This window comes from Pseudomonas fluorescens (assembly GCF_902497995.1).
In the GTDB taxonomy this organism is placed as follows: Bacteria; Pseudomonadota; Gammaproteobacteria; order Pseudomonadales; family Pseudomonadaceae; genus Aquipseudomonas; species Aquipseudomonas fluorescens_BK.
In genome coordinates this window covers 12,574-37,657 of sequence record NZ_CABVII010000036.1, presented here as the reverse complement: position 1 = coordinate 37,657, position 25,084 = coordinate 12,574, and the positions used below count along the sequence as shown (strand labels likewise).

Sequence of the window (25,084 nt, the reverse complement as noted above, 5' to 3'; positions counted from 1 at the left end):
CACGCAGCGTGAGCGTCAGCCCTTCATCACCTGCGCCAGCAGCTCATAGGAATGCACCCGATCCGCATGTTCGTAGAGGTCGCAGGTGAAAATCAGCTCGTCCGCCTGGGTCTGCTCGATCAGCACTTCGAGTTTGGCGCGAATTTTCTGCGGGCTGCCGACCATGGCCAGGCCAAGGAAATCTCCAACTGCTTCCTTCTCATGAGGCAGCCACAGGCCGTCCATGGTTTTCACCGGGGGGCGTTGCACCAGGCTCTGGCCACGCATCAACGCGAGAATCCGCTGGTAGACCGAGGTCGCCAAATAGTCGGCCTGTTCATCCGTGTCGGCGGCTACCAGCGGTACGCCGAGCATCACGTAGGGCTTATCCAATACCGCGGAAGGCTTGAAGTGGTTGCGGTAGACGCGAATCGCCTCATGCATGAAACGCGGTGCGAAATGAGAAGCGAAGGCGTAGGGCAAACCGCGCTCACCGGCCAGTTGGGCACTGAACAGGCTTGAACCCAGCAACCAGACCGGGACGTTGGTGCCGGTGCCCGGCATGGCGATAATTCGCTGGTCGGGGGTGCGTGGGCCGAGGTAGCGCATCAGTTCGGTCACGTCTTCCGGGAATTCGTCAGCGCTGCCGGAGCGTTCCCGGCGCAACGCGCGGGCGGTCATTTGATCGGAACCGGGCGCACGGCCCAGGCCCAGATCGATCCGGCCCGGGTACAGGCTTTCAAGCGTGCCGAACTGTTCGGCGATGACCAGCGGCGCGTGGTTGGGCAGCATCACGCCGCCCGAACCGACACGAATGGTCGAAGTGCCACCCGCCAGGTAACCCAGCAGTACCGAGGTCGCCGAACTGGCAATACCATCCATATTGTGGTGCTCGGCAACCCAGAAGCGGTTGTAGCCGAACTTCTCGACGTGCTGCGCCAGGTCCAGGGAATTGCGCAGCGACTGGGCCGCACTGCCGTTCTCTCGCACGGGCACCAGATCAAGGGTCGAGAACTTGATATCGGACAGTGGTTTCATAAGCCTGCTTCTCCAATTGAGGGCGCAGGTTTTTTCTTGCAAACGAAAACCTGCCGAATCCATAAGCGTGTTTCATGAAATGAGGGCATATACCCGAGTTTCAATAGCACAGGCGAAATTCCTGCAAAATGAGGCATCAATTAGAATCGCGATGAACTTTGCATCACCGTCTATCCTCAGAACCCTAGCAACCGAAAACCACGAAGGCGCGGCAATTCGCGCCGGATCTTGAGGAGGCAGACATGGCTATCACGAAGAAAGCATCGGCTCATTGGGAAGGTGATCTGAAAACCGGCATCGGCTCGATTTCCACGGAAACCGGTGTGCTCAGAGATGCACCCTACGGCTTCAAGGCACGTTTCGAAGGCGGCAAAGGCACCAATCCGGAAGAGCTGATCGGTGCGGCACATGCGGGCTGTTTTTCCATGGCGTTTTCAATGATTCTCGGCGATGCCGGTCTCAAGGCAGACAGCATCGATACCAATGCCGAGGTCACTCTGGACCAAGTGGAGGGTGGCTTTGCGATCACGGCGGTGAAACTGATCCTCAAGGCTAAAATCCCCGGGGCGAGTCAGGCGCAGTTCGAAGAGTTGAGCAACAAGGCCAAAGAAGGCTGCCCGGTGTCCAAGGTGCTGAATGCGAAGATCAGCCTGGATGCGACGCTGGTCAGCTAGATCTCGGTTGCACGATAAAAGATCGCAGCCTTCGGCAGCGCCTGCATGGATCGAGTGACCCTGCAGGAGCTGCTGAAGGCTGCGATCTTTTTTGGGCTACAACAAACTTGACTGATAAAACTGTGGTCGAATAAATGACAGCAGCAAAAACGCATCCATGTGCGCGCGGCCTCAAAGGAGCTCCAACCATGAAACGTTTTGCCATGGCGATTATCTGTTGCACGCTGGCCACATCGGCCCTCGCAGCACCGAAATCGTGTGAAGAACTCAAGGCCGAGATCGAAGCCAAGATCCAGGCCAATAACGTCTCGTCCTACACCCTGGAAATTGTCACCAATGATGAAGTGCACGATCAGAACATGGTCGTTGGTACGTGTGAAGGCGGTACAAAGAAAATCATCTACCAGAAGAACGACCGCTGATTCAGCTCACATGAGGCAATAGGACTCTCGGTCTTCAGCGACGATTTCACGCTTGGCGTTGTACAGGCGGGCACCGGGAGTGAAGGCGATCGAACGCCCTTCCAGCACATACCGCTGGCCGGCTTCGAAATGATCGTAATTGATGGTCAGGTAACACAAGCGTTCCGTGGGACCGCTCATCATACTCAAGCCCCCGCCCCCTCCAGGCACTTCAAAGTCGAATCGCACGATCAGCTCATGGCTACCGGGGGTGACTTGGAAGAAACGCCCGTCGCGCAATCGCTGCTTGTCCAGTCGTTCAGCCATCAGCAACTTATCGTTGGGGAACGGCGTGGAAAACTCGACCCAGGCCATCTGCGGATTAACCGCCGGTAACGGGCTCTGGCAGCCGGAAAAGACGCTCACGGCCAGTAATAGCATTGACCTGCGCATGATGTATTCCCAAGGGATGGGGTCCTTCAGGATAACGCCGATCAGGTGCGTTGGCAGCCAGCCGGTGTACCCAGGCCAATCACTTTTCGCTGCTGATCATAGAGCTTTGCCCACGGCCGGAAACCGATATTCCCCGCTTGCAGCTGATACCGCTCGCCAGCGTTGAAGTCCTTGAATTTCACGTTCAACTGACAGTCACGCCACAGCGGTTCGGCGTCGGGACCGATGTTGGTTGGCTGCACCGCGAACTGGTAACGAACCGTCAACTCATGGCTACCGGGCTGAACCTCGAAATAGCGCTTGTCGGTAGAGGTCTTGTCATCAACTTCCAGCGCATGCAATGCAGTGTCTTCTTGTTGTGAATCCAGGTCGATCCACGCTTGGGCCGGATCATGGCGAGGTAATCCAAATCCGGCACAACCCGTCAGCAACAACAGGCTTGCTGTCAGCATCAACGTGCGCATAGCGGAGCTCCAGTCGGGCGGGATAGTCTTGTAGGCAGACTTTCCAGGGATGATTCATTTTGATCAGGCCGTTTCCATGCCTTGGGTTACTTGATCGCGTTTTACGCATTTTGTTTCCGGGCGTGTTGTTTTTGTTGCTCAACGGTTGCGCCAGCGTCAGCTATTACGGCCAATTGGCCAGTGGTCAGCTGCAATTGCTGCGGGCACGGGAGCCGGTTGCCAGCGTGATTGCCGATCCCGGCCGCGATCAGCAATTGCGTGCGCACCTGGCTCAATCACAAAAGGCCCGGGCTTTCGCCAGCCAACAGCTACATCTGCCAGACAATCAGAGCTACCGTCTTTATGCCGACATTGGCCGGCCATTCGTGGTCTGGAATGTGTTTGCCACGCCGGAGTTCTCCCTGACGCCGCAGAACCATTGTTTCCCCATTGCCGGTTGCGTCGCCTACCGCGGCTATTACAGCCAGAGCGCAGCCCGCGGTGAAGCGGCGTTGCAACGCCTGCAAGGTATGGACGTGTCGATCGGCGGTGTCGAGGCCTATTCGACGCTCGGCTGGTTCAACGATCCGATTATCAGTTCGATGATGGGTTGGGGCGACGAGCGGCTGGCGACATTGATCTTTCACGAACTGGCGCATCAGCGCTTGTATGTGAAGGACGACACCGAGTTCAACGAGTCTTTCGCCTCTTTCGTCGAACAGGAAGGCACGCGCCAATGGCGCGCATTCCGAGGCCTGGCGCCGGACGATGGCGTACAGGTGCAGCGACGCGAGCAATTCCTTCAATTGATTCTGGATACCCGCAGGCAGCTCGAATGGCTGTACAGCCTGCCCCTACCCACCGACCAGATGCGTCAACGCAAGGCGGCAACGTTCGAGCGCCTGCGAGGTGATTATCGACTGCTGCGTGACAGCCAATGGGCTGGGGACAATCGCTACGATGCCTGGATCAATGCGCCGATGAACAATGCCCGGCTGTTACCGTTTGGGTTGTATGACGAACGGGTGCCGGCGTTTGCGGTGTTGTTCCGGCAGGTGGGCGGGGATTGGGTGAAATTTTATGCGGCAGCCGAGAAGCTGGGGACTCTGCCGGTTGAAAAGCGTAAGGCGGCGTTGGAGGTGTTGGTGGGATCCAGAAATCTCGGTGGCTGATCGGGCCTCTTCGCGAGCAAGCCCGCTCCCACAGGGATTTGTGAATGAATGGAGAATTTTGGGTCACACCGGTCTACTGTGGGAGCGGGCTTGCTCGCGAAGGCAATGTAACTAACGCTGCAAAAACGCCTGATGCAACTCATCCAGCGTTTCAAAATGATAGGCCGGTGCTTCTGTGCCCAACTCTTCCCGGCTGCCAAAACCATATCCCACCGCCGCGGCATCCAGCCCATTGCTCCGAGCGCCGATCAGGTCGTGTTTACGATCGCCGATCATCAAGGTGTTGCTCGGGTCCAGGCCTTCTGCGGCCATCAGATGGGCGATCAGCTCGACTTTATTGGTACGGGTCCCGTCCAGTTCACTGCCGTAGATCACCTTGAAATGTTTGGCAAAGTCGAAGTGCCTGGCGATTTCCCGGGCAAAGATCCAGGGTTTGGAGGTCGCGATGTACAGCTGTCGCCCTTGTCTGCCGAGGGTTTCCAGCAACGGTGTGACGCCGTCGAAGACGCGGTTCTCGTAAAGGCCGGTGACCTTGAAGCGTTCGCGGTAGAAGTTGACCGCTTCCCAGGCCTTGGGCTCGTCGAAGTCGTAGAACTGCATGAATGCCTGTAACAACGGCGGACCGATGAAGTGCTCGAGCCTGGTCAGGTCGGGTTCATCGATACCCAATTTGCCCAGGGCAAACTGGATCGAACGGGTAATGCCCTCGCGCGGATCGGTCAGGGTGCCATCGAGGTCGAATAAAACGGTTTGGTAATGCATGAAAATTCCTGAGCAATCGCGGGACGCTTTCCGTTAATAGGAGCTTAGATCTGGTCGTAGCCTTCGGCCAGATGCAGGTCCTTGAGCTTCACGTAATTCGCCGCGCTGTAGGTGAAAAAGGCTTTTTCCTTGTCGGTCAGCGTACGGATCTGTTTCACCGGGCTGCCCACGTAGAGGAAGCCGCTTTCCAGATGCTTGCCGGGCGGCACCAGGCTGCCGGCGCCGATGATCACGTCATCTTCCACCACCGCGCCATCCATCACGATGCTGCCCATGCCAATCAGGACCCGGCTACCCACGGTGCAACCGTGAAGCATGACTTTATGCGCGATGGTCACGTCATCGCCGATCAGCAACGGGAAGCCATCGGGATTGAACGGCCCGGCATGGGTGATGTGCAGCACACAGCCGTCCTGAACACTGGTACGTGCCCCCACACGGATGCGATGCATGTCGCCACGGATCACCGTCAGCGGCCAGATCGAGCTGTCTTCACCGATTTCAACGTCGCCGATCACCACCGCCGAACGGTCGACAAAAGCGCCTTTGCCGAGCAGCGGGGTGTGGTTCTGATACTTGCGAAGGGTCACGATAGGCTCTCTCTCTATTGCTGATAGCTGCGGTCGACGTCGATTGTAATTAAGATGGGGCTATGTTTCTTCAAGCATGTTTCTTCCAGCCAAGGTGCCAACCGTGAGCGTGAACAACCCTCTTTTGCAGTCGTACGACCTGCCGCCGTTCTCGGCGATCCGTGCCGAGCACGTGCAACCGGCCATTGAACAGATCCTGGCTGACAACCGCGCCGCCATTATCGAGATCCTCAAAACCGAGGGCAAACAACCAACCTGGGCCGGCCTGGTGCTGGCAATGGACGAACTCAACGATCGCCTCGGCGCGGCCTGGAGTCCGGTCAGCCACCTGAATGCCGTGTGCAATAGCGCCCAATTGCGTGAAGCCTATGAGTCCTGCCTGCCAGCCTTGAGCGCCTACTCCACCGAGCTGGGCCAGAATCGCGAGCTGTTCGAGGCCTTCGAAGCCCTCGCCAACAGCCCGCAAGCCGCCGACTTTGACGTGGCGCAGAAAACGATCCTGGAACATTCCCTGCGTGACTTCCGTCTGTCGGGTATCGACCTGCCTGCGCCTGAGCAAAAGCGTTACGCCGAAGTGCAGAGCAAATTGTCGGAGCTGGGTAGCCGCTTCTCCAATCAACTGCTCGACGCGACTCAGGCCTGGACCAAGCACATCACCGATGAAACCACCCTCGCCGGCCTGACCGATTCGGCCAAGGCACAAATGGCCGCCGCGGCCCAGGCGAAAGACCTGGATGGCTGGCTGATCACCCTGGAGTTCCCGAGCTACTACGCGGTGATGACCTACGCCCAGAACCGCAGCCTGCGCGAAGAAGTCTACGCTGCCTACTGCACCCGTGCGTCGGACCAAGGCCCGAATGCCGGTCAGAACGATAACAGTCCGGTGATGGAAGAAATCCTCGACCTGCGTCAGGAACTGGCCAGACTTCTGGGTTTTGCCAGCTTTTCGGAGCTGAGCCTGGCCACCAAAATGGCCGAATCCAGCGATCAGGTACTGAGTTTCCTGCGCGATCTGGCCAAGCGCAGCAAGCCGTTCGCCGCCCAGGACCTGGAACAGCTCAAAGCCTATGCCGCCGAACAAGGCTGCCCGGACCTGCAAAGCTGGGACAGCGGTTTCTACGGGGAAAAACTCCGCGAGCAGCGCTACAGCGTTGCCCAGGAAGCCCTTCGCGCCTACTTCCCGATCGACAAGGTGCTGGGCGGTCTGTTCGCCATCGTCCAGCGTCTGTATGGCATTGAAATCGCCGAGCAGAAAGGCTTCGACACCTGGCACCCGGATGTGCGCCTGTTCGAAATCAAGGAAAACGGCCAGCACGTCGGCCGCTTCTTCTTTGACCTCTACGCCCGCGCCAACAAACGCGGCGGTGCCTGGATGGACGGCGCCCGTGATCGTCGCCGCACAGCCGAAGGCGCCCTCCAGAGCCCGGTGGCCAATCTGGTGTGCAACTTCACCCCGGCCGACAGCGGCAAGCCAGCGCTGCTGACTCACGACGAAGTCACCACACTGTTCCACGAATTTGGTCACGGCCTGCATCACCTGCTGACCCGCGTCGAGTACGCCGGCGTATCCGGCATCAACGGCGTAGCCTGGGATGCGGTCGAGCTGCCAAGCCAGTTCATGGAAAACTGGTGCTGGGAGCCGGAAGGCCTGGCGCTGATTTCCGGCCACTACGAAACCGGCGAGCCGCTGCCGCAGGACCTGCTGGAAAAAATGCTCGCCGCGAAGAACTTCCAGTCCGGCCTGATGATGGTGCGCCAACTGGAGTTCTCGTTATTCGATTTTGAACTGCACGCCACCCACGGTGACGGCCGCCGTGTGCTGCAAGTGCTCGAAGGCGTACGCGACGAGGTTTCGGTCATGCGCCCACCGGCCTACAACCGTTTCCCGAACAGCTTTGCGCACATCTTCGCCGGCGGTTACGCGGCGGGTTACTACAGCTATAAATGGGCGGAAGTGCTGTCGGCGGATGCTTTCTCGAAATTCGAAGAAGATGGCGTGCTCAATGCCGCCACCGGTCGCGCGTTCCGCGAGGCGATCCTGGCGCGCGGCGGTTCCCAGGAGCCGATGGTGCTGTTCGTCGACTTCCGGGGACGGCCACCGTCGATTGACGCACTCTTGCGCCACAGCGGCCTGAGTGAGGTCGCGGCCGCATGAGTGAGGGTCCTGTAATGACTAAAAAACGCTTTATCGCCGGGGCGGTCTGCCCGGCGTGCAGCGAGCCGGACAAGTTGATGATGTGGAGCGAAGACCACGTCCCGCATCGCGAGTGCGTGGCCTGCGGTTATTCCGATACATTGAATGAACAAGGTCTGTCGGTGCCCAAGGAGCTGGGCACACGAGTCAACACTTCAGCGCTGAAGGTACCTGACGCCAAGGTTCAGGCCGTGCAGTTTTTCCCCAACCCCAAGCTGAAGAAAAAGCCGGACGAACAGCATTGAGTCAAAACCACCTTCCAGTCCTGAACAGACTGGAAGGTGGTATCTATTTACCACCTTTTGCGCGCGCTTCCTTTTTAGGCTGACCTGACCAAACAGCCTCTGAAAAGGAAAAAGCCATGCCCAACACCAATCCGCTTTTGCAACAGTGGGACCTGCCTCCCTGGTCGGCCGTTCGCGTCGAGCATCTGGTTCCCGCCATTGAGAAGATCACTGCCGACAATCGCCTGACCCTCTCCACCCTCATCGCTTCGCAATCCGCGTACCCTAATTGGGACGACCTGGTACTGGCGGTCGACGAAACCGATGCGCGCCTGGATGAAGCCATGGGCATCATCCGAATCCTGGACACTGTGAAGCAGCACGGCGATGCCTGGCGCGAAGCATTGACCGCGTGCGAGGACATCAGCGCGCGGTACACAACTGAAAAAATGAGCAATACCGCATTGTTTCGTGCTTATCAGACGCTGGCGCAAAGTTCCGCATCCAAACTGTTCGACCCATCCCGTAAAACAGTTTTGAATAAGATTCTTCGCAGGTTTCGCCGCGCGGGAATCGAGTTGAACGACGCGCAACAGCAAGAACTCGCACTGCTCAATCTCGATATAGAAGCACTCGAGGGGCTGTTTCTGACTCAATTGCAATGGGCGAGCGCCAGCTGGACCAAACGCATCGATGACGTCAAACAACTCCATGGGTTATCGCAGGATATCCAGGATCGTCTTGCGCTCAATGCGCAACAGGCGGGCCACGATGGCTGGCGTCTAGGGCTGGACGAGGCCACCTACAGCCTGGTCATGACCTACGCCGAAGATCGAGCACTGCGTGAGGAGTACTTTTTCGCCTACAGCACACGCGCCTCCGATCAAGGACCAAACGCCGACCAACTCGACAATGCGCCGCTGCTGCAACAGCTGTTGGCCAAGCGTCATCAAAAAGCCCAACTGCTCGGATTTGAGAATTATGCCCAATTCAGCTTGATAGACCGCATGGCCGAGTCGACTGATCAGGTTAAACAGTTCCTGCGCCGGCAAATAGCGCTGGCAACACCCGCCTTCGAACAGGAAACCCGGGCAATCAACGACTTTGCAATCACGCAAGGCGTCTCGAAGGTCCAACCCTGGGATCACGAGTTTCTAGTGGCAAAGTTACGCGAACATCAACATGGCTCAATGTTCAAGAACCTGCGCAATTTTTTCCCTCTTGATGGAACCTTGCGTAAAGTCTGTTCGTTTTCAGAGCGTATGTTCGCCATCAGGATCAACGAGCAAGAGGTCTTCGAGCGCTGGCACGACAGCGTCCGCTTGTTTGAGATCGGTGAAGAAGGCCGAGTGATCGGGTATATCTATGTCGATCCCTACCGCCGCACTGAGGCATCGGACTTCGCCGGGACCTCCACTCTTCGTAATCGCCGCAGAAACGCCGAAGGGCGCGTGCCGCTGCCGATTGCCGTGTTTCATGGAAACTTCCCACAAGGCACCGCAGATCAACCATGCCTGCTGGATCATAAAGACTTGCGTGTACTCCTCCATGAGTTTGGTCATTGTCTGCAACATGTACTGACTCGCTCGCCCCATCACACGCTGTCGGGTATTTCCGAGTTGGGCCGCGACACGGCGGAGTTTGCAGGGCAGGTGTTTGAACTCTGGTGTTGGTCACGGGAATTCCTGTTGTGGCTGGCGGATCATTATCAGACGGGCGAACGATTGACTGAATCGCAAGTCGACACCGCGCTCACCTCGATCAACGCTTATGACAGCTGGGCAACCGGACAACTGCTGATGAGTGCGCTGTTCGATTTTGAACTGCATCTTGGTCATGGCGATGGGCGAACTGTTCAGCAAGTGTTTGACCAAGTGCAACGAGAAGTCCCCCACCTGAATCTTCCGGCCTGGTGCCGGTTCGCCAACAGCTTCGATTACCTGGTCACCGGATACGAGGCTTCGGTTTACGCTTATAAATGGTCAGGCGTACTGGCTGGCGAAGCGTTCAAACGCTTTCAGCAAGACTGGGTGTTTAACGCATCGACGGGTAAGGAGTTCCGCGAAACAGTGTTTGCACCGGGAGGCTCACAATCACTCCTGCAGTCTCTTGAAGCATTTCTGAAACAGCCACTGCCGCCGGATCTTTTTCCTGTAGCTGTCAAACTGCACCAGGCTACCGACAGCTAAAACCTGGGTCCACTCGACGTTAGCCGACTTGAGCCAGCTGAAAAAAGGCACGAAATCATCGTGCCTTTTTTAGGTATGCAGTTACAGATCCTCCAAGAGTGTTAGATACGTTCTCTCACAATCAGGGATTAACTATTTTCGAATAAGCTTTCGCCAGTGCCACCAGAACTGCTTTGTCCTGGGAGTCGATATCACCGTCACCGTCCACATCAGGAGTCGTTTTCATAATGAAGGACATGCCGCCATCATTTGATACGGCCTCGCGAGTGTGGACGTCGAGCAAAGAATAGGTAACCTCCCGACTGGCGGGGTCGTAACCTTCCTCCTTCAGAGCAAATTGCATGGAAACCCTGACTTCGTTTGGGTTGACGATAGAGGGGCGTAAAAGTTGAAGAAATATGCCACGCTGATTGTAGAACGACATTAATTAAATCCTTTTAATAATGAATTCACGGCCACGCCGTGTGAAGTGGATGGTACTGATGAATGCTCGAATAGCGCCACGGACAAAATATTGCTCGTCGTTACATGAAACTTTCAGAATTAACTTAACTAGCGCAACTGATTGGATATGAATAAACCCAAGTGCCGAACGGCACTGGCGGCTTTCACCGAGCTCCTATACTGTATGCACATACAGCTAAAGGATCGCATTGATGGCTACTCCTCTACCTCCCCGCGGTCGCGGCACCGCCAGCAATCCGCACAATCGCTTCGCCCCGAACCGCTCGGTGGCCGAGGATGACGGCTGGTATCAGGAAGTCCCCGTCACTCAAGGCACCGAGGTGCGCATTGAAACGGCGAAAACCATCATCACCCGCAACAACTCGCCGGATTTGCCCTTCGATCGCTCGATCAATCCCTATCGCGGGTGCGAACACGGTTGCATTTATTGTTACGCACGGCCCAGCCATGCCTATTGGGACATGTCGCCGGGGCTGGATTTCGAAACAAAGCTGATCGCCAAGACCAACGCCGCGGAGGTGTTGGAGGAGCAACTCTCCAGGCGCGGCTATCAATGTGCGCCGATCAACCTGGGTTCCAACACCGATCCTTATCAGCCCATCGAGCGCGAACACCAGATCACTCGTAAAACACTGGAAGTGTTGCTGCGTTACCGCCACCCGGTGACCATCATTACCAAAGGTTCGCTGATCCTGCGCGATCTGGACCTGCTGGCCGAGCTCGCCGAGCAAAGACTGGTGGCCGTAATGATCAGCCTGACCACCCTGGACGACGAGCTCAAGCGTATCCTCGAACCCCGCGCGGCGGCGCCCAAGGCCCGATTGCGAGCCATCAGGGTGCTGCGTGAAGCAGGAATTGCGGTGGGAGTCCTGTGCTCGCCGATGATTCCAATGATCAACGACAGCGAACTCGAAAGCCTGCTCACCGAAGCCCATGGGGCCGGCGCACAAAGTGCCGCCTACATGATGCTGCGCCTGCCCCTGGAAGTGGCGCCGCTGTTTGAAGAATGGCTGGCGGCCCATTATCCTCAGCGTGCAGCTCACGTTTTGAGCCTGATCCGCCAGAGTCGTGGCGGCGAGCTCTACGACAGCCGGTTCGGCAGCCGGATGCGCGGCGAAGGTCCATTTGCCGATTTGCTGGCGCAACGCTTTGCCAAAACGATCAAACGCCTGGGGCTCAATCGTCGGGAAGGCTTCAATCTGGACTGCACGGCCTTCTGTCCGCCAGGGCGCCAGATGTCGTTGATTTAAGGACAATTGGCCTATGGTTGAGTAGAGGGAAACAAGCACCGCAACCAGGCTGGTCACGTTTTTTGTGACCTGGAACACAGGTACTAGAGCGTTTCATTCAGTTTCAATTAAGTTTCGGCGGCTACCTTGTTCATCGAGTGACTGACGGGTCGCGATGTTCGACCTGGATGTTTTTTAAACAGCCACTGGCTTCACATCGGATAACACGGGAAGATTCCCTGACTGACTCCGCCAAAGAGGATGAATCATGAGTGACAAGGATAAACAGCCGTTGGCTGCGTCGGCTTCAGCCCCACTGGAGGCGGAAACCGCCGATGCAGCGCTGCAGCATATCGTTGACGGCTTCTTGCATTTTCATCACGAGGTTTTTCCACAGCAGGAAGAACTGTTCAAGAAACTCGCCACGGCCCAGAGCCCCAGAGCGATGTTCATCGCCTGCGCCGATTCGCGCATCGTTCCCGAGCTGATCACCCAAAGCGCCCCTGGCGATCTGTTCGTGACCCGTAACGTCGGCAATGTGGTTCCGCCGTACGGGCAAATGAACGGCGGTGTTTCCACGGCGATCGAATACGCGGTACTGGCCCTCGGCGTGCAGCACATCATCATTTGCGGGCACTCCGACTGCGGCGCCATGCGTGCGGTACTCAACCCGCAAAGCCTGGAAAAAATGCCGACGGTCAAAGCCTGGTTGCGCCACGCCGAAGTGGCGAAAACCATGGTGCAGGAAAACTGTCATTGCGCTGATGAAAACGAAAGCATGCAGATTCTCACCGAAGAGAATGTGATCGCCCAGTTGCAACATTTGCGCACCCATCCGTCGGTGGCCTCGCGCATGGCCAACGGTCAGCTGTTTATCCATGGCTGGGTCTACAGCATCGAAACCAGCGAAATCAAGGCTTACGACGCCGATCAGGGTTGTTTCCTGCCGCTCGATGGCAGTCATCCAATTCCCGTGGCGACGCCCAAAGCGCGCTTCTAAATCCTCCTAAATCCTTGTGTGGCTCAGCCGAGGCTGCCGATCAGGCAGCCTGGCTTTGCCACGCCTGAAAAAAACTTCAGGAGAGTCATCATGCGTGCTGCGCAACTGAAAGCTGTTCTGCCACGGGAGCTGTTGGCTTCGGTGGTCGTGTTTCTTGTCGCATTACCCTTATGCATGGGTATCGCCATTGCTTCGGGCCTACCGCCCGCCAAAGGGCTGATCACCGGCATCATCGGTGGTCTGGTGGTGGGTTGGCTCGCCGGATCACCACTTCAAGTCAGCGGTCCGGCGGCCGGATTGGCCGTTCTGGTGTTCGAACTGGTACGTCAGCATGGCATCGCCATGCTCGGGCCAATCCTGCTGTTAGCCGGATTTCTGCAACTGGTGGCCGGGCGTTTGAAACTCGGTTGCTGGTTTAGGGTGACGGCACCGGCGGTGGTCTACGGCATGCTTGCCGGGATTGGCGTGCTGATCGTGCTGTCACAAGTGCACGTGATGCTCGATGCTGTGCCCAAACCTTCCGGACTGGACAACCTGGCAGCCTTTCCGGCAGCTGTTTCCCAGGCTTTACCGTCGTTTGGCTGGCAGGCAGGCGCACTCGGCCTGTCGACGATTGCCGTGATGTACCTGTGGGAAAAATTCCGCCCGCACTCCCTGCGCTTTGTTCCCGGTGCCTTGCTTGGAGTAGGTCTGGCAACGCTCGCCAGCCTGGGGCTCGCGCTGCAGGTCAAACGCGTGGAGGTACCGGCTAATCTGGCAGAAGCCATCGACTGGCTGAAACCTGCGGACCTGCTGAACCTGGCGGATCCGACGCTGCTGATCGCCGCATTTGCCGTGGCCTTCATCGCCAGCGCCGAAACGCTGCTATCGGCCGCCGCGGTGGACCGCATGCACAATGGCCAGCGTTCGGACTTCGACCGGGAATTGTCAGCCCAAGGTGTCGGTAACATGCTCTGCGGTCTGCTCGGTGCGCTGCCCATGACCGGCGTGATTGTGCGCAGTTCCGCCAACGTCCAGGCCGGTGCCACCACACGATTGTCGACGGTGTTCCATGGCTTGTGGTTGCTGGCGTTCGTGCTGCTGCTGTCGAGCGTGCTGCAAAGTATTCCGGTAGCGAGTCTGGCCGGGGTTCTGGTCTACACCGGCTTCAAATTGGTCGATCTCAAGGCTTTTCGCGGTCTGGGCCGTTATGGCCGAATGCCGATGTTCACCTACGCCGCGACGGCGCTGGCAATCATCTTCACCGACTTGTTGACCGGCGTGCTGATCGGTTTCGGCCTGACGCTGGCCAAGCTTGCCTGGAAGGCTTCGCGATTGAAGATCAGCCTGATCGATCTGCCCAAGGACGGCGAAATGGAGCTGCGATTGATCGGCGCCGCGACCTTTCTCAAGGTGCCAGCGTTGACCCAGGTGCTGGGGACCATCCCCGCCGGCGCGACGGTGCATGTGCCGCTCAATAACCTGAGCTACATCGATCACTCGTGTCTGGAATTGCTTGAGGAGTGGGGACGGGCCAATGCGGCCAAGGGTTCGAAGCTGCTGATTGAGGCGCGGGGGTTGAAGCGCAGATTGGAGGGACGGTTGCGGACCACCACCGGCGTCGGCTCAGCTGCGTAATTCTGTAGGAGCGAGGCTTGCCCGCGAAGGCGTCCTCAAGGGCCCCAAAAGCTTCGCGGGCAAGCCTCGCTCCTACAGGGGGTGAGGTGTAGCGTTAGGCAGCTGGCTGATCCAGCTCCAGCCCTACGCCCAGCTGGCGCGACAGGCATGGCCAGCGCCTCCATGCAGCACCGGTGTCCGGGCTGTTGAGTTTCTCGCGGTAGGCTTCCACCGATTCCAGCGCGAAACTTTCCTCGTTGAGCATCTCGTCGACGGCGTGATGTACCGCCTCATCCAGTTGGTTAGCGAATTCCTCACCGATCAGATGATGAGCAATCAGGTTGGCAACAGTCATGTCCAATGGGATCAGTGGCTGGCCAAAATGCTTGATGTACAGGTCATTGACCTCTTCGACCAGGCGGTGCGCCAGATAGGCTTCGTCCAGCAGGCTGTCGAGACCGACGTGACCGGCCATGATCGCCGGCGGCTGGAGGAAGAACTGCTCGGCGATTTTCAGCACCGGCTTGATCTGTGATTCGATGCCCGCTTCCCTGGCGACTTCATTGGCTGCATCCAGCAGGTCCGGTACTTGCTCGATATACGCGGCCACAAAACGCGTCATCACGCCGTTGGCGTCGACCTCCGGCAGTTGTATGGCCGAGTGAAGGTGTGGCAGTTGGGTTTCCAGCTGATGAGTCAGCTGGCCGGTTTCGGCTTCGTGTTGTTGGGCTTTTTGGATCTGCTCGCGCAATGCGGCGGTGTTCATGAAAACTCCAGGAAACAAGACAATGAAATAGGGAAGACATAACTTAGCTGCCCTATGAATAATGCTAAGACGCATTTGTCATAAGTGTTTCATCCTTGAGACGCCTCCGTTATATCGGATTGTGACCATTCGTCTGCATCCTTCTCCATTCGTGACCTAGAACGCAAGTCCCAGCTGTTTCACATGATTTACGCCATCACATTGCGAGGTAGCAGTCGCTGTCTATACTCGGGTGGGAATGGAGTTAGCTGATGACGCCCGACTGCACACGCAGCAAGGCTTGGCGATTCAAGTTCGTAGTCTGAAAAAGCCGCTCCCTTGCCGCAGGTGAACGCCGGCGGGATAAAAAGAACGATAAGGGGAACCCGCAATGATGCGACATCCACATGTCTGGATGGGCCTCCTGTTGTGGTCGATTTTCAGTCAGGCACAAGCGGCCTGGACTGTGAATATGGCGCCTGGAGCGACTGAAATCAGTCACGCAGTATTTGACCTGCACATGACCATATTCTGGATCTGTGTAGTGATCGGCATCATCGTCTTCGGCGCCATGTTCTGGTCGATGATTCTCCACCGCCGCTCGACCGGGCAGGTGGCCGCAAAATTTCATGAAAGCACCACCGTTGAAATCCTCTGGACCATCGTGCCCTTCCTGATCCTGGTGGCCATGGCGGTTCCCGCGACCGCAACCCTGATCAAGATGTACGACGCCAGTGAGCCGGATATCGATATCCAGGTCACCGGCTATCAGTGGAAGTGGCACTACAAATACCTGGGCCAGGACGTTGAGTTCTTCAGCAACCTGACCACGCCCGCCGATCAGATCCACAACAAGGAAGCCAAGAGCGAGCACTACTTGCTTGAGGTCGATAAGCCTTTGGTGCTGCCGATCGGCGCGAAGGTGCGCTTCCTGGTGACTTCCGCCGACGTCATCCACTCCTGGTGGGTGCCGGCCTTTGCGGTCAAGCGCGATGCGATTCCGGGGTTCGTCAACGAAGCCTGGACCCGCGTCGACAAGCCCGGCCTCTACCGCGGTCAATGCGCCGAATTGTGCGGCAAGGACCACGGCTTCATGCCGATCGTGGTCGAGGTCAAGGAAAAGGCCGATTACGAAAAATGGCTGGGCGAGCGCAAGGCTGAAGCCGCGCAACTCAAAGAGTTGACCAGCAAGGATTGGACCCTCGACGAGCTCAAGGAGCGCGGCGACAAGGTCTATCACACCACTTGCGTGGCCTGTCACCAGGCCGAAGGCCAGGGCCTGCCACCGATGTTCCCGGCACTCAAGGGCTCGAAAATCGCCACCGGGCCGATCAAGGATCACCTGAACATTGTCTTCCACGGCAAACCCGGCACGTCCATGGCGGCGTTCGGCAAGCAGCTCTCGGAAGTCGATATCGCAGCGGTCGTGACCTACGAACGTAACGCCTGGGGCAACAACAAGGGCGACATGGTCACCCCTAAAGAAGTGCTGGAGCTGAAACAGGCGGAAAGCAAATGACCCGGTCTATTGCGCACGTAAGGAACCAGCCGGGGCCTCGCGCCCCGGCCTGCCCAGCCCATCTGTTTGCAGGAGACAGGACATGACTGCTGTCGTCGATGACCATGTTCATACCGGCACCGCCCACGCCCACGGCCCCGCCAAAGGCCTGATGCGCTGGGTGCTGACCACCAACCACAAGGATATCGGCACGCTGTACCTGTGGTTCGCGTTCTCCATGTTCTTGCTCGGCGGCTCGTTCGCGATGGTGATTCGTGCCGAGTTGTTCCAGCCGGGACTGCAAATCGTCCAGCCGGAGTTCTTCAACCAGATGACCACCATGCACGGTCTGGTGATGGTGTTCGGTGCGGTGATGCCGGCCTTCGTTGGCCTCGCCAACTGGATGATCCCGTTGATGATCGGCGCGCCGGACATGGCCCTGCCACGGATGAACAACTTCAGCTTCTGGCTATTGCCAGCGGCGTTCATCCTGCTGGTATCGACCCTGTTCACCCCCGGTGGGGGACCGAACTTCGGCTGGACGTTCTACGCCCCGCTGTCGACGACCTACGCACCGGAAAGCGTGACCTTCTTCATCTTCGCCATCCACTTGATGGGGATCAGTTCGATCATGGGCGCGATCAACGTGATCGCCACCATCCTCAACCTGCGCGCCCCCGGCATGACGTTGATGAAAATGCCGCTGTTCGTCTGGACCTGGCTGATTACCGCGTTCCTGCTGATCGCGGTGATGCCGGTACTGGCCGGCTGCGTGACGATGATGCTGATGGACATCCACTTCGGCACCAGTTTCTTCAGTGCCGCCGGTGGCGGTGACCCGGTGTTGTTCCAGCACGTGTTCTGGTTCTTCGGTCACCCCGAGGTGTACATCATGATCCTGCCGGCCTTCGGTGCCGTCAGCTCGATCATTCCGGCCTTCTCACGCAAGCCGCTGTTTGGCTACACCTCGATGGTCTATGCGACGGCGAGTATCGCGTTCCTGTCGTTCATCGTCTGGGCGCACCACATGTTCGTGGTCGGCATTCCGTTGGTGGGCGAGTTGTTCTTCATGTACGCCACGTTGCTGATCGCCGTACCCACCGGGGTCAAGGTGTTCAACTGGGCCAGCACCATGTGGCAAGGCTCGCTGACCTTCGAAACGCCGATGCTGTTTGCGGTGGCGTTCGTGATTCTGTTTTCCATCGGCGGTTTCTCCGGGTTGATGCTGGCCATCGCCCCGGCGGACTTCCAGTACCAGGACACCTACTTTGTGGTCGCGCACTTCCACTATGTACTGGTACCGGGGGCGATCTTCGGGATCTTCGCCTCGGCCTACTACTGGTTGCCGAAATGGACCGGCCACATGTACGACGAAACCCTCGGCAAGCTGCACTTCTGGCTGTCATTCATCGGCATGAACATGGCCTTCTTCCCGATGCACTTCGTGGGACTGGCGGGGATGCCGCGGCGGATTCCGGACTACAACCTGCAATTCGCCGATTTCAACATGGTGTCGTCGATCGGTGCGTTCATGTTCGGCGCCACGCAGATCTTCTTCCTGTTCATCGTGATCAAGACCATTCGCGGCGGCGCGCCGGCACCGGCCAAGCCGTGGGATGGGGCAGAAGGTCTGGAGTGGAGCATTCCTTCACCGGCGCCGTATCACACGTTCACCACGCCGCCGGAAGTGAAATGACTGTGGGAGCGGGCTTGCTCGCGAAGAACGATAACGCGGTGCTCCTGTTAAACCGCGGCGCGTGCTTCGCGAGCAAGCCCGCTCCCACAGGGTCATGCGTAGAGGTTGGAAATCATGGCTGACTCGATTTCAATGAAGAAACTGGTCACCCGCCTGTTGCTGGTGGTGGTGGCAATGTTTGTCTTCGGGTTCGCCCTGGTGCCGATCTACGACGTGATGTGCAAGGCGTTCGGCATCAATGGCAAGACCGGCGGACAGTATGAGGGCGAGCAAACGGTCGACACCTCGCGGCAGGTCCGCGTGCAGTTCCTATCGACCAACTCCGCCGACATGTCCTGGGACTTCTACCCAAAGGCTGATGAGTTGGTGGCCAACCCGGGGGCGGTGAACGAGATGATTTTCATCGCCCACAACCCGACCGATCGCCCCATGAGTGCCCAGGCAGTTCCGAGCATCGCGCCCAGCGCGGCGGCGGCGTATTTCCACAAGACCGAATGTTTCTGCTTTACCCAGCAAGTGCTGCAGCCCGGTCAACGGATCGAGATGCCGGTACGGTTCATCGTTGATCGCGACATGCCCAAGGATGTGAAGCACCTCACGCTGTCCTACACGCTGTTCGACATCACCGCCCGACATCCACCGGTAGCTGTAAACACTGGCGGCTGAGCGTGCCCGATAAGGAGAACAATAAATGGCAACTCATGAGCATTATTACGTTCCGGCACAGAGCAAATGGCCGATCATCGCCACGGTCGGCATGTTCGTCACGGTGTTCGGCCTGGCCACCTGGTTCAACGACCTGAAAGCCGCGCGGCCGGAATCCCATGGCCCGCTGATCTTTTTCGTCGGCGGCCTGTTGCTGGCGTACATGTTGTTCGGCTGGTTCGGGACGGTGATCAAGGAAAGCCGCCAGGGGTTGTACAGCGCGCAGATGGATCGTTCGTTTCGCTGGGGCATGAGCTGGTTCATCTTCTCGGAGGTGATGTTCTTCATCGCCTTCTTCGGCGCACTGTTTTATGTGCGCAACATCACTGGCCCGTCACTGGGCGGTGAAGGTGCCAAAGGCCTGGCCCACATGCTGTGGCCGACGTTTGAATTCACCTGGCCATTGCTGAATAACCCGGACCCGAAACTCTTCCCGGCCCCCAAGGACGTGATCAGCCCGTGGGGTCTGCCGCTGCTGAATACCGTGCTGCTGGTCAGTTCCAGCGTCACCGTGACCATCGCCCACCACGCCTTGAAAAAGGGTCATCGTGGCGCACTGAAAATCTGGCTGGCACTGACCGTATTGCTCGGTTGCGCGTTCCTCGGTTTCCAGGCCGAAGAATACATCCATGCCTACCACGAACTGGGCCTGACCCTGGGTTCGGGGATCTACGGCGCGACCTTCTTCATGCTCACCGGCTTCCACGGCGCCCACGTGACCATCGGCACCATCATCTTGTTTGTGATGTTGATGCGGATCATGCGCGGGCACTTCGACGCCGATCATCAGTTCGCGTTTGAAGCGGCGAGCTGGTACTGGCACTTCGTGGACGTGGTGTGGATCGGGCTGTTCGTTTTCGTCTACGTGCTCTGAGGCTTACCAAGGTACGTGCGACACCAACTGGCCGCTGAAAAAACCCCAGGCGATCAAGCCGACGGTCATGGCGGCCAGCGTGACACGAACACTCAAGGCAACGACGAGGCGGTTCGAGCTGCTGTCGTCCTTGACCAGAAAAAACAGGCCGCTGAACAGGCTGACAACCGTGGCAATCAGCATCAGGACGATGGCTGCTTTGAGCATGGTGAAACTCCGGGGGAAAGGCGATGCACTTGAGTATAGCTATCGCGACTACCGACTTTCTGGCGACGCCATGAAGCGTTTCCGGCCGGGCATCGTGCCGACCCTGGTGGTCGCGCTGTTGTTGCCCATGCTGGTGTCACTCGGGTTCTGGCAAATGAGCCGGGGCGCGGAGAAAAGCGCGCTGCTGCAAAGCTACACCGAGCGCCGCGCAGCTGAACCAATGGCCAGCACCGAGCTGCAACACACCGCAGATCCGGCCTTCCGCCGGGTTCACCTGCAAGGCCAGTTCGATGCCGCACACAGCCTGTTGCTGGATAACCGCCAGCGCGACGGCAAGGTTGGCGTCGAGCTGTTGCAACCGTTTCAGGATCAGGCGACCGGGCTCTGGCTGCTGGTCAATCGCGGCTGGCTGCCGTGGCCGGATCGCCGCACCCCACCGCAATTCACCACACCGACTCAGGCCTTGAGCCTCGTTGCCTGGGTCTACGTCTCCCCCGGCGCCACCTTCCAATTGCACGCCGACCCGAACACCACGACCTGGCCACAACTGATCACCGCAGTCGAACCGGCCAGGCTCTGGACGGCGCTGGATCGCGAAGGTTTTGCCTACGAATTACGCGCAGAAAGCGGTCCCGCGACTTACCAGGCTGACTGGCCGGTAGTCGCCATGGGACCGGAAAAACACCTGGCTTATGCCGTGCAGTGGTTCGCCATGTCGATCGCCCTGTTCGGCCTTTATCTCTATCTCGGCTGGCACAACGCAAAGGAGAAACACCATGGGAGCGGCCATGAATCCACCCAGCATGTCTGAGGCGAAAACGCCGGCGAGTCGGCGTAAAGGTCGCTTGCAGTTGCTGCTTATCCTGCTTGGGGTGATCGGTCCGATGATCCTCGCCACCGGCATGTACAAATTGCAGTTCTGGGTACCGGAAGGTCGCAGCTATCACGGCGAACTGATCGGCAACGGCCAGACCCGCGCCGACCTCGGCGTGCAGGCGCAGGAGGATCGTTGGCAGATACTGGTGACCGCGCCCAAGGATTGCTCGGTGGACTGCCAGCAACTGGTGTACCTGGCGCGGCAGATCCAGATTGGCCTCGGCCGTGATGCCGGGCGCGCCAGTCATGCCTTGGCCGCGGCACAACCGCTGAGCAGTGAATACGACGCCAAGCTGACGCGCGAGTATCCTCAACTGCAACGGTATCCCCTGGACCTCGCTACCTTCAGTACCTTCAACAAAACCGCCGGCACCGGGGACAAGACCGCACCACAGCTGTGGATCATCGACCCTCACGGCAATCTGGTGCTGCGCTACGAGCCGACGGTGAAGGGTAAGGATCTGCTCAACGACCTGCGACATCTGCTGAAACTGTCGAACATCGGATAAGGGCATCGTCATGGCCAAACCTGGATTTCGCCTCGCGCTGTTTGCCACCTTGCTGGCACTGATTGTGGTGTTGCTCGGCGCCTACACCCGCCTGACCCACGCCGGCCTCGGCTGCCCGGACTGGCCGGGTTGCTATGGCTTTATCAGCGTCCCGCAAAGCGAAGTTCAATTGGCCCATGCCGAACTGCATTTTCCCGACGCTCCCGTCGAAGCCCATAAAGGCTGGAACGAGATGGTTCACCGCTACTTCGCCGGCACGCTGGGGCTGTTGATCTCGGTGCTGGCGGGTCGCGCCTGGGTCCATCGTCGTCATCCGGGGCAGCCGGTGAAGTTGCCGTTGTTCCTGCTGGCCGTGGTGATCGCACAGGCGGCGTTCGGCATGTGGACGGTGACGCTCAAGCTCTGGCCGCAAGTGGTCACCGGGCATTTGCTCGGTGGATTTGCGACGTTGAGCCTGCTGTTTTTGCTGACGTTGCGATTGTCCGGCGTGTTGCCGGCGCTGACCGTGCCACGGCGTTTGCAGTACTGGGCGACCGCCGGGTTGCTGCTGGTGATCGGGCAAATCGCCCTCGGTGGCTGGGTCAGTTCCAACTACGCGGCGGTGGCCTGCATCGATTTCCCGACCTGTCACGGTCAGTGGCTGCCGCCGGCTGATTTCGCCAACGGCTTTCACCTGACCCAACACATCGGTCCCAATTACCTCGGTGGGCAACTGGACAGTGATGCCCGCACGGCGATTCATCTGACTCACCGCATCGGCGCTTTGCTGGTGACCCTGGTGTTGCTGGGGCTGGCCTGGCAACTGAAGGTGGTCGGCATGACCCGTTTGGCGGGGCTGGTGCTGATCGCACTCGCCGCGCAAATCACCCTCGGCATCAGCAATGTGCTGTTCCACTTGCCGCTGCCGGTGGCCGTCGCGCACAACGCGGGCGGCGCGGCGCTGTTGCTGACGATGGTGCTGGTCAATTATCACGCGCGAACCAGTCTGGTTCGGGTCAAGCAGCAACCCCCTGCGCGCTGGCGGTTCAGCCCGCGCAAACACTCAGCCGGGCCCATAACAATAAAAGGAGAGATGCCATGGCGACTCTGATCGGCGCACGTCACAGTCAGGCGATCTGGCGTGACTACCTGGAGCTGACCAAACCAAAAGTGGTGGTGCTGATGCTGATCACCTCGCTGGTGGGGATGTTCCTCGCGACCCGCGCCGGGGTGCCGTGGAAGGTGCTGGTGTTCGGCAATCTGGGGATCGCCCTGTGTGCCGGCGGTGCGGCGGCGGTCAACCACGTGGTGGACCGGCGGATCGATGCGGTCATGGCCCGCACGCACAAACGGCCATTGGCCGAAGGCCGGGTATCACCGGCTGCTGCACTGACGTTTGCCTTGGTCCTCGCGGTGCTCGGCCAAGCCATTTTGCTAGTCTTTACCAACCCATTGACCGCGTGGCTGACCCTCGCCTCATTGCTCGGTTACGCAGTGGTCTACACCGGTTTCCTGAAACGCGCGACGCCACAAAACATCGTCATCGGCGGCCTGGCCGGCGCCGCCCCGCCACTGCTCGGCTGGACCGCCGCTACCGGCCACGTCAGCGCCGAACCCCTGTTGCTGGTGCTGATCATCTTCGCCTGGACTCCGCCGCACTTCTGGGCCCTGGCCATTCACCGCAAAGAGGAATACGCCAAGGCCGACATTCCGATGCTGCCGGTGACCCATGGCGAGCACTACACCAAGGTTCACATCCTGCTCTACACCTTTGCGCTGCTGGCCGTGAGCCTGATGCCGTATGTGATCCACATGAGCGGCATCCTCTACCTGATTTGCGCACTGGGCCTGGGCGCGAGGTTTCTGCAATGGGCCGTGGTGCTGTACCGTGGCACTCGGCCGCACGCGGCGATCAACACCTTCAAGTACTCTATCTACTACTTGTTCCTGCTGTTTATCGCGCTGCTCGTAGACCACTACTTACTGTTGAACCTATGACTCGAACCCAGAAAACCATCTTCATCCTCGTCGCCCTGATCGCGCTGGTCCTGGGCCTGACCATCAACAAAGTGCTGTCTGGCAAAGGCCAGGGTGACCCGACCGCGTTGATCGACGCCGGGATCATCCTGCTGCCGCAGAGCCGCAACCTGCCGGATGTGACGATGACCGATCAGGACGGCAAGCCAATAGCGGTCAACGAGTTGAAGGACAAATGGTCGCTGCTGTTCTTTGGCTACACCTTCTGCCCGGACATCTGCCCGACCACCCTCGCCCAGCTGCGACAGATCAAGAGCGAACTGCCACCGGAGGCTGTGGATAAATTGCAGATCGTGCTGGTCAGCGTCGACCCGAATCGCGACACACCCAAGCAGCTCAAGCAATACCTGGGCTACTTCGATCCGCAGTTCATAGGGCTGACGGCGTCTTCGGTCGAAGACATTCAGAAGCTGGCCAATGCGGTGAGTATCCCGTTCATTCCGGCGGACACCAGCAAGGCGAATTACACCGTCGACCACAGTGGCAACCTGGCGGTGATCGGGCCGGACGGGACGCAGCGTGGGTTTATTCGGGCGCCGTTGAATAATGTGAAGTTGGTCGCGCAGTTGCCGGTGATGCTCAACCGCAAATAAAACATTGCATGGACCTTGTAGGAGCCAGGCTTGCCGGCGAAGGCGATCTCACGGACGCCTTCGCCGGCAAGCCTGGCTCCTACAGGTTCCGTGGTACAGGCATAAAAAAAAATGGGGCGCATTGAATGCGCCCCATTTTTCGTTCAAGCGTCAGATCAGAACGCCGGCACTACCGCGCCTTTGTACTTCTCGAGAATGAACGCCTTCACTTCCGGGCTGTGCAGTGCAGTCACCAGTTTCTGCATTGCAGCACTGTTCTTGTCGTCTGGACGGGACACGAGGATGTTGACGTACGGCGAATCGCTGCCTTCGATGACCAGCGCATCTTTGGCCGGATCGAGCTTGGCTTCCAGCGCGTAGTTGGTGTTGATCAGCGCCAGGTCGACCTGGGTCAGCACGCGGGGGATGGTCGCGGCTTCAAGTTCACGGAATTTCAGGTCCTTGGTGTTTTCGGTGATGTCCTTGACGGTCGACAGGATGTTGTTGGAATCCTTCAACTTGATCAGGCCGGCCTTCGCCAGCAGCAACAGGGCACGGCCGCCGTTGGTGGCATCGTTCGGGATCACTACGTTGGCGCCGCCCGGCAGCTCGGTCAGCGCCTTGTACTTGCTGGAGTAAGCGCCCAGGGGTTCCAGGTGTACGCCGGTAACGGCAACCAGATTGGTGGTCTTGGCCTTGTTGAATTCATCGAGGTACGGTTGGTGCTGGAAGAAGTTGGCGTCCAGACGTTTCTCGGCGACCTGCACGTTCGGCTGGATGTAGTCGGTGAAGACCTTGACCCTCAGGTCCACGCCTTCCTTGGCCAGGGCCGGTTTGACGAATTCGAGGATTTCCGCGTGCGGGACCGGGGTGGCCGCGACGGTCAGGGTGTCGGCAGCGTGGGCGGAAAAGGCTGCAACGGCAGCGAACGCGACGAGTAATTTTTTCATTCAGCTAACTCCTTGTGGGCGCCCGCT

27 protein-coding genes are annotated in these 25,084 nt (G+C 58.6%); 18 read left to right on the top strand and 9 right to left on the bottom strand.

All coding sequences use genetic code 11. The annotated features are described in order from the left end of the window. Positions 1-15 precede the first annotated feature (15 nt). Positions 16-1,017, bottom strand: a complete 1,002-nt coding sequence (locus F8N80_RS28585; protein ID WP_150785212.1) for an LLM class flavin-dependent oxidoreductase — start codon at positions 1,015-1,017, stop codon at positions 16-18. 242 nt (positions 1,018-1,259) lie between these two features. Between F8N80_RS28585 and F8N80_RS28580 the strand changes: the two genes are divergently transcribed. Together F8N80_RS28580 and F8N80_RS28575 are read left to right on the top strand one after the other, a co-directional pair. Continuing rightward, a complete protein-coding gene (locus F8N80_RS28580; RefSeq protein ID WP_150746538.1) occupies positions 1,260-1,691 on the top strand; it encodes an OsmC family protein in 432 nt (143 codons plus the stop codon). A gap of 188 nt (positions 1,692-1,879) precedes the next feature. Further along, positions 1,880-2,113, top strand: a complete 234-nt coding sequence (locus tag F8N80_RS28575) for a DUF1161 domain-containing protein (protein ID WP_150746539.1) — start codon at positions 1,880-1,882, stop codon at positions 2,111-2,113. Positions 2,114-2,119: 6 nt separating this feature from the next. Here the strand turns inward: F8N80_RS28575 and F8N80_RS28570 are convergent, their stop codons facing one another. Both F8N80_RS28570 and F8N80_RS28565 read right to left on the bottom strand, forming a co-directional pair. Continuing rightward, positions 2,120-2,545, bottom strand: a complete 426-nt coding sequence (locus tag F8N80_RS28570; protein ID WP_150785211.1) for a PA0061/PA0062 family lipoprotein — start codon at positions 2,543-2,545, stop codon at positions 2,120-2,122. A gap of 41 nt (positions 2,546-2,586) precedes the next feature. After that, positions 2,587-3,009: a PA0061/PA0062 family lipoprotein gene (locus tag F8N80_RS28565; RefSeq protein ID WP_150785210.1), complete on the bottom strand. Its 423-nt coding sequence runs from the start codon at positions 3,007-3,009 to the stop codon at positions 2,587-2,589. A gap of 59 nt (positions 3,010-3,068) precedes the next feature. Here F8N80_RS28565 and F8N80_RS28560 point away from each other — a divergent pair, with 59 nt between their 5' ends. Next, the gene (locus F8N80_RS28560) at positions 3,069-4,160 is read left to right on the top strand and encodes an aminopeptidase (protein ID WP_150746542.1); all 1,092 of its coding nucleotides are present in this window, start codon (positions 3,069-3,071) and stop codon (positions 4,158-4,160) included. Between the two features lie 111 nt (positions 4,161-4,271). Here F8N80_RS28560 and F8N80_RS28555 read toward each other — a convergent pair whose 3' ends face one another. Continuing rightward, positions 4,272-4,922: an HAD family hydrolase gene (locus tag F8N80_RS28555; RefSeq protein ID WP_150785209.1), complete on the bottom strand. Its 651-nt coding sequence runs from the start codon at positions 4,920-4,922 to the stop codon at positions 4,272-4,274. A gap of 44 nt (positions 4,923-4,966) precedes the next feature. Next, the gene (locus tag F8N80_RS28550; RefSeq protein ID WP_150746544.1) at positions 4,967-5,512 is read right to left on the bottom strand and encodes a gamma carbonic anhydrase family protein; all 546 of its coding nucleotides are present in this window, start codon (positions 5,510-5,512) and stop codon (positions 4,967-4,969) included. A gap of 76 nt (positions 5,513-5,588) precedes the next feature. On the opposite strand from F8N80_RS28550, the gene prlC reads away from it, so the two are divergent. From prlC to F8N80_RS28535, 3 genes are all read left to right on the top strand, one after another. Then, positions 5,589-7,667: an oligopeptidase A gene (prlC, locus tag F8N80_RS28545; RefSeq protein WP_191633004.1), complete on the top strand. Its 2,079-nt coding sequence runs from the start codon at positions 5,589-5,591 to the stop codon at positions 7,665-7,667. Continuing rightward, positions 7,664-7,951, top strand: a complete 288-nt coding sequence (locus F8N80_RS28540; RefSeq protein ID WP_150785207.1) for a YheV family putative zinc ribbon protein — start codon at positions 7,664-7,666, stop codon at positions 7,949-7,951. Before prlC ends, F8N80_RS28540 begins: the two co-directional genes overlap by 4 nt. A gap of 116 nt (positions 7,952-8,067) precedes the next feature. Next, complete coding sequence (locus tag F8N80_RS28535) at positions 8,068-10,119, top strand: M3 family metallopeptidase (protein WP_150785206.1); 2,052 nt, start codon at positions 8,068-8,070, stop codon at positions 10,117-10,119. A gap of 121 nt (positions 10,120-10,240) precedes the next feature. On the opposite strand, the gene F8N80_RS28530 is transcribed toward F8N80_RS28535, so the two are convergent. Next, the gene (locus F8N80_RS28530; RefSeq protein WP_150785205.1) at positions 10,241-10,543 is read right to left on the bottom strand and encodes a hypothetical protein; all 303 of its coding nucleotides are present in this window, start codon (positions 10,541-10,543) and stop codon (positions 10,241-10,243) included. 232 nt (positions 10,544-10,775) lie between these two features. Here F8N80_RS28530 and F8N80_RS28525 point away from each other — a divergent pair, with 232 nt between their 5' ends. The 3 genes from F8N80_RS28525 to F8N80_RS28515 all read left to right on the top strand — a co-directional run bounded on the left by F8N80_RS28525 (position 10,776) and on the right by F8N80_RS28515 (position 14,430). Next, entirely contained in the window at positions 10,776-11,834 is a 1,059-nt protein-coding gene (locus tag F8N80_RS28525) for a PA0069 family radical SAM protein (protein ID WP_150746549.1), read from the top strand. 247 nt (positions 11,835-12,081) lie between these two features. Beyond that, entirely contained in the window at positions 12,082-12,813 is a 732-nt protein-coding gene (locus F8N80_RS28520; protein ID WP_150746550.1) for a carbonic anhydrase, read from the top strand. 90 nt (positions 12,814-12,903) lie between these two features. Next, positions 12,904-14,430, top strand: a complete 1,527-nt coding sequence (locus tag F8N80_RS28515; protein ID WP_150746551.1) for a SulP family inorganic anion transporter — start codon at positions 12,904-12,906, stop codon at positions 14,428-14,430. Between the two features lie 94 nt (positions 14,431-14,524). Here F8N80_RS28515 and F8N80_RS28510 read toward each other — a convergent pair whose 3' ends face one another. Further along, positions 14,525-15,175 (bottom strand): hypothetical protein, encoded by a 651-nt coding sequence (locus F8N80_RS28510; protein ID WP_150785204.1) that lies wholly within the window; start codon positions 15,173-15,175, stop codon positions 14,525-14,527. A 370-nt stretch (positions 15,176-15,545) separates the two neighbouring features. Between F8N80_RS28510 and coxB the strand changes: the two genes are divergently transcribed. From coxB to F8N80_RS28490, 4 genes are all read left to right on the top strand, one after another. After that, positions 15,546-16,673 (top strand): cytochrome c oxidase subunit II, encoded by a 1,128-nt coding sequence (coxB, locus tag F8N80_RS28505; RefSeq protein ID WP_150746553.1) that lies wholly within the window; start codon positions 15,546-15,548, stop codon positions 16,671-16,673. A gap of 82 nt (positions 16,674-16,755) precedes the next feature. After that, positions 16,756-18,348: a cytochrome c oxidase subunit I gene (gene ctaD / locus F8N80_RS28500; protein WP_150746554.1), complete on the top strand. Its 1,593-nt coding sequence runs from the start codon at positions 16,756-16,758 to the stop codon at positions 18,346-18,348. A 114-nt stretch (positions 18,349-18,462) separates the two neighbouring features. Further along, positions 18,463-19,014, top strand: a complete 552-nt coding sequence (locus F8N80_RS28495; RefSeq protein WP_150746555.1) for a cytochrome c oxidase assembly protein — start codon at positions 18,463-18,465, stop codon at positions 19,012-19,014. Positions 19,015-19,039: 25 nt separating this feature from the next. Continuing rightward, positions 19,040-19,927, top strand: coding sequence for a cytochrome c oxidase subunit 3 (locus F8N80_RS28490; protein WP_150746556.1), 888 nt, complete (start codon positions 19,040-19,042; stop codon positions 19,925-19,927). Positions 19,928-19,930: 3 nt separating this feature from the next. Here the strand turns inward: F8N80_RS28490 and F8N80_RS28485 are convergent, their stop codons facing one another. Further along, on the bottom strand, positions 19,931-20,134 hold the full coding sequence (locus tag F8N80_RS28485) for a twin transmembrane helix small protein (protein ID WP_150785203.1): 204 nt from the start codon (positions 20,132-20,134) through the stop codon (positions 19,931-19,933). A 70-nt stretch (positions 20,135-20,204) separates the two neighbouring features. On the opposite strand from F8N80_RS28485, the gene F8N80_RS28480 reads away from it, so the two are divergent. From F8N80_RS28480 to F8N80_RS28460, 5 genes are read left to right on the top strand one after another with little or no spacing between them, the layout of a single operon-like run. Then, a complete protein-coding gene (locus F8N80_RS28480; RefSeq protein ID WP_150746558.1) occupies positions 20,205-20,945 on the top strand; it encodes an SURF1 family protein in 741 nt (246 codons plus the stop codon). Beyond that, positions 20,911-21,519: a hypothetical protein gene (locus F8N80_RS28475; RefSeq protein WP_150785202.1), complete on the top strand. Its 609-nt coding sequence runs from the start codon at positions 20,911-20,913 to the stop codon at positions 21,517-21,519. Before F8N80_RS28480 ends, F8N80_RS28475 begins: the two co-directional genes overlap by 35 nt. A 10-nt stretch (positions 21,520-21,529) precedes the next feature. Next, a complete protein-coding gene (locus F8N80_RS28470) occupies positions 21,530-22,609 on the top strand; it encodes a COX15/CtaA family protein (RefSeq protein ID WP_150746560.1) in 1,080 nt (359 codons plus the stop codon). Next, entirely contained in the window at positions 22,597-23,496 is a 900-nt protein-coding gene (gene cyoE, locus F8N80_RS28465) for a heme o synthase (RefSeq protein WP_150746561.1), read from the top strand. The genes F8N80_RS28470 and cyoE overlap by 13 nt, the downstream gene beginning before the upstream one ends. Next, positions 23,493-24,128 carry an SCO family protein gene (locus F8N80_RS28460; RefSeq protein WP_150785201.1) on the top strand — a complete coding sequence of 212 codons (636 nt, stop codon included), beginning with the start codon at positions 23,493-23,495 and terminating at the stop codon, positions 24,126-24,128. The genes cyoE and F8N80_RS28460 overlap by 4 nt, the downstream gene beginning before the upstream one ends. A gap of 155 nt (positions 24,129-24,283) precedes the next feature. Here the strand turns inward: F8N80_RS28460 and F8N80_RS28455 are convergent, their stop codons facing one another. After that, positions 24,284-25,057 carry a MetQ/NlpA family ABC transporter substrate-binding protein gene (locus tag F8N80_RS28455; RefSeq protein WP_150746563.1) on the bottom strand — a complete coding sequence of 258 codons (774 nt, stop codon included), beginning with the start codon at positions 25,055-25,057 and terminating at the stop codon, positions 24,284-24,286. Positions 25,058-25,084: the final 27 nt, after the last annotated feature.

Excerpts from the sequence above, each read along its gene's own strand:
- F8N80_RS28585 (WP_150785212.1), bottom strand. The coding sequence starts at position 1,017 with ATGAAACCACTGTCCGATATCAAGTTCTCGACCCTTGATCTGGTGCCC.
- F8N80_RS28580 (WP_150746538.1), top strand. The coding sequence starts at position 1,260 with ATGGCTATCACGAAGAAAGCATCGGCTCATTGGGAAGGTGATCTGAAA.
- F8N80_RS28575 (WP_150746539.1), top strand. The coding sequence starts at position 1,880 with ATGAAACGTTTTGCCATGGCGATTATCTGTTGCACGCTGGCCACATCG.
- F8N80_RS28570 (WP_150785211.1), bottom strand. The coding sequence starts at position 2,545 with ATGCGCAGGTCAATGCTATTACTGGCCGTGAGCGTCTTTTCCGGCTGC.
- F8N80_RS28565 (WP_150785210.1), bottom strand. The coding sequence starts at position 3,009 with ATGCGCACGTTGATGCTGACAGCAAGCCTGTTGTTGCTGACGGGTTGT.
- F8N80_RS28555 (WP_150785209.1), bottom strand. The coding sequence starts at position 4,922 with ATGCATTACCAAACCGTTTTATTCGACCTCGATGGCACCCTGACCGAT.
- prlC (WP_191633004.1), top strand. The coding sequence starts at position 5,589 with ATGTTTCTTCCAGCCAAGGTGCCAACCGTGAGCGTGAACAACCCTCTT.
- F8N80_RS28540 (WP_150785207.1), top strand. The coding sequence starts at position 7,664 with ATGAGTGAGGGTCCTGTAATGACTAAAAAACGCTTTATCGCCGGGGCG.
- F8N80_RS28535 (WP_150785206.1), top strand. The coding sequence starts at position 8,068 with ATGCCCAACACCAATCCGCTTTTGCAACAGTGGGACCTGCCTCCCTGG.
- F8N80_RS28530 (WP_150785205.1), bottom strand. The coding sequence starts at position 10,543 with ATGTCGTTCTACAATCAGCGTGGCATATTTCTTCAACTTTTACGCCCC.
- F8N80_RS28525 (WP_150746549.1), top strand. The coding sequence starts at position 10,776 with ATGGCTACTCCTCTACCTCCCCGCGGTCGCGGCACCGCCAGCAATCCG.
- F8N80_RS28520 (WP_150746550.1), top strand. The coding sequence starts at position 12,082 with ATGAGTGACAAGGATAAACAGCCGTTGGCTGCGTCGGCTTCAGCCCCA.
- F8N80_RS28515 (WP_150746551.1), top strand. The coding sequence starts at position 12,904 with ATGCGTGCTGCGCAACTGAAAGCTGTTCTGCCACGGGAGCTGTTGGCT.
- F8N80_RS28510 (WP_150785204.1), bottom strand. The coding sequence starts at position 15,175 with ATGAACACCGCCGCATTGCGCGAGCAGATCCAAAAAGCCCAACAACAC.
- coxB (WP_150746553.1), top strand. The coding sequence starts at position 15,546 with ATGATGCGACATCCACATGTCTGGATGGGCCTCCTGTTGTGGTCGATT.
- ctaD (WP_150746554.1), top strand. The coding sequence starts at position 16,756 with ATGACTGCTGTCGTCGATGACCATGTTCATACCGGCACCGCCCACGCC.
- F8N80_RS28495 (WP_150746555.1), top strand. The coding sequence starts at position 18,463 with ATGGCTGACTCGATTTCAATGAAGAAACTGGTCACCCGCCTGTTGCTG.
- F8N80_RS28490 (WP_150746556.1), top strand. The coding sequence starts at position 19,040 with ATGGCAACTCATGAGCATTATTACGTTCCGGCACAGAGCAAATGGCCG.
- F8N80_RS28485 (WP_150785203.1), bottom strand. The coding sequence starts at position 20,134 with ATGCTCAAAGCAGCCATCGTCCTGATGCTGATTGCCACGGTTGTCAGC.
- F8N80_RS28480 (WP_150746558.1), top strand. The coding sequence starts at position 20,205 with ATGAAGCGTTTCCGGCCGGGCATCGTGCCGACCCTGGTGGTCGCGCTG.
- F8N80_RS28475 (WP_150785202.1), top strand. The coding sequence starts at position 20,911 with ATGGGAGCGGCCATGAATCCACCCAGCATGTCTGAGGCGAAAACGCCG.
- F8N80_RS28470 (WP_150746560.1), top strand. The coding sequence starts at position 21,530 with ATGGCCAAACCTGGATTTCGCCTCGCGCTGTTTGCCACCTTGCTGGCA.
- cyoE (WP_150746561.1), top strand. The coding sequence starts at position 22,597 with ATGGCGACTCTGATCGGCGCACGTCACAGTCAGGCGATCTGGCGTGAC.
- F8N80_RS28460 (WP_150785201.1), top strand. The coding sequence starts at position 23,493 with ATGACTCGAACCCAGAAAACCATCTTCATCCTCGTCGCCCTGATCGCG.
- F8N80_RS28455 (WP_150746563.1), bottom strand. The coding sequence starts at position 25,057 with ATGAAAAAATTACTCGTCGCGTTCGCTGCCGTTGCAGCCTTTTCCGCC.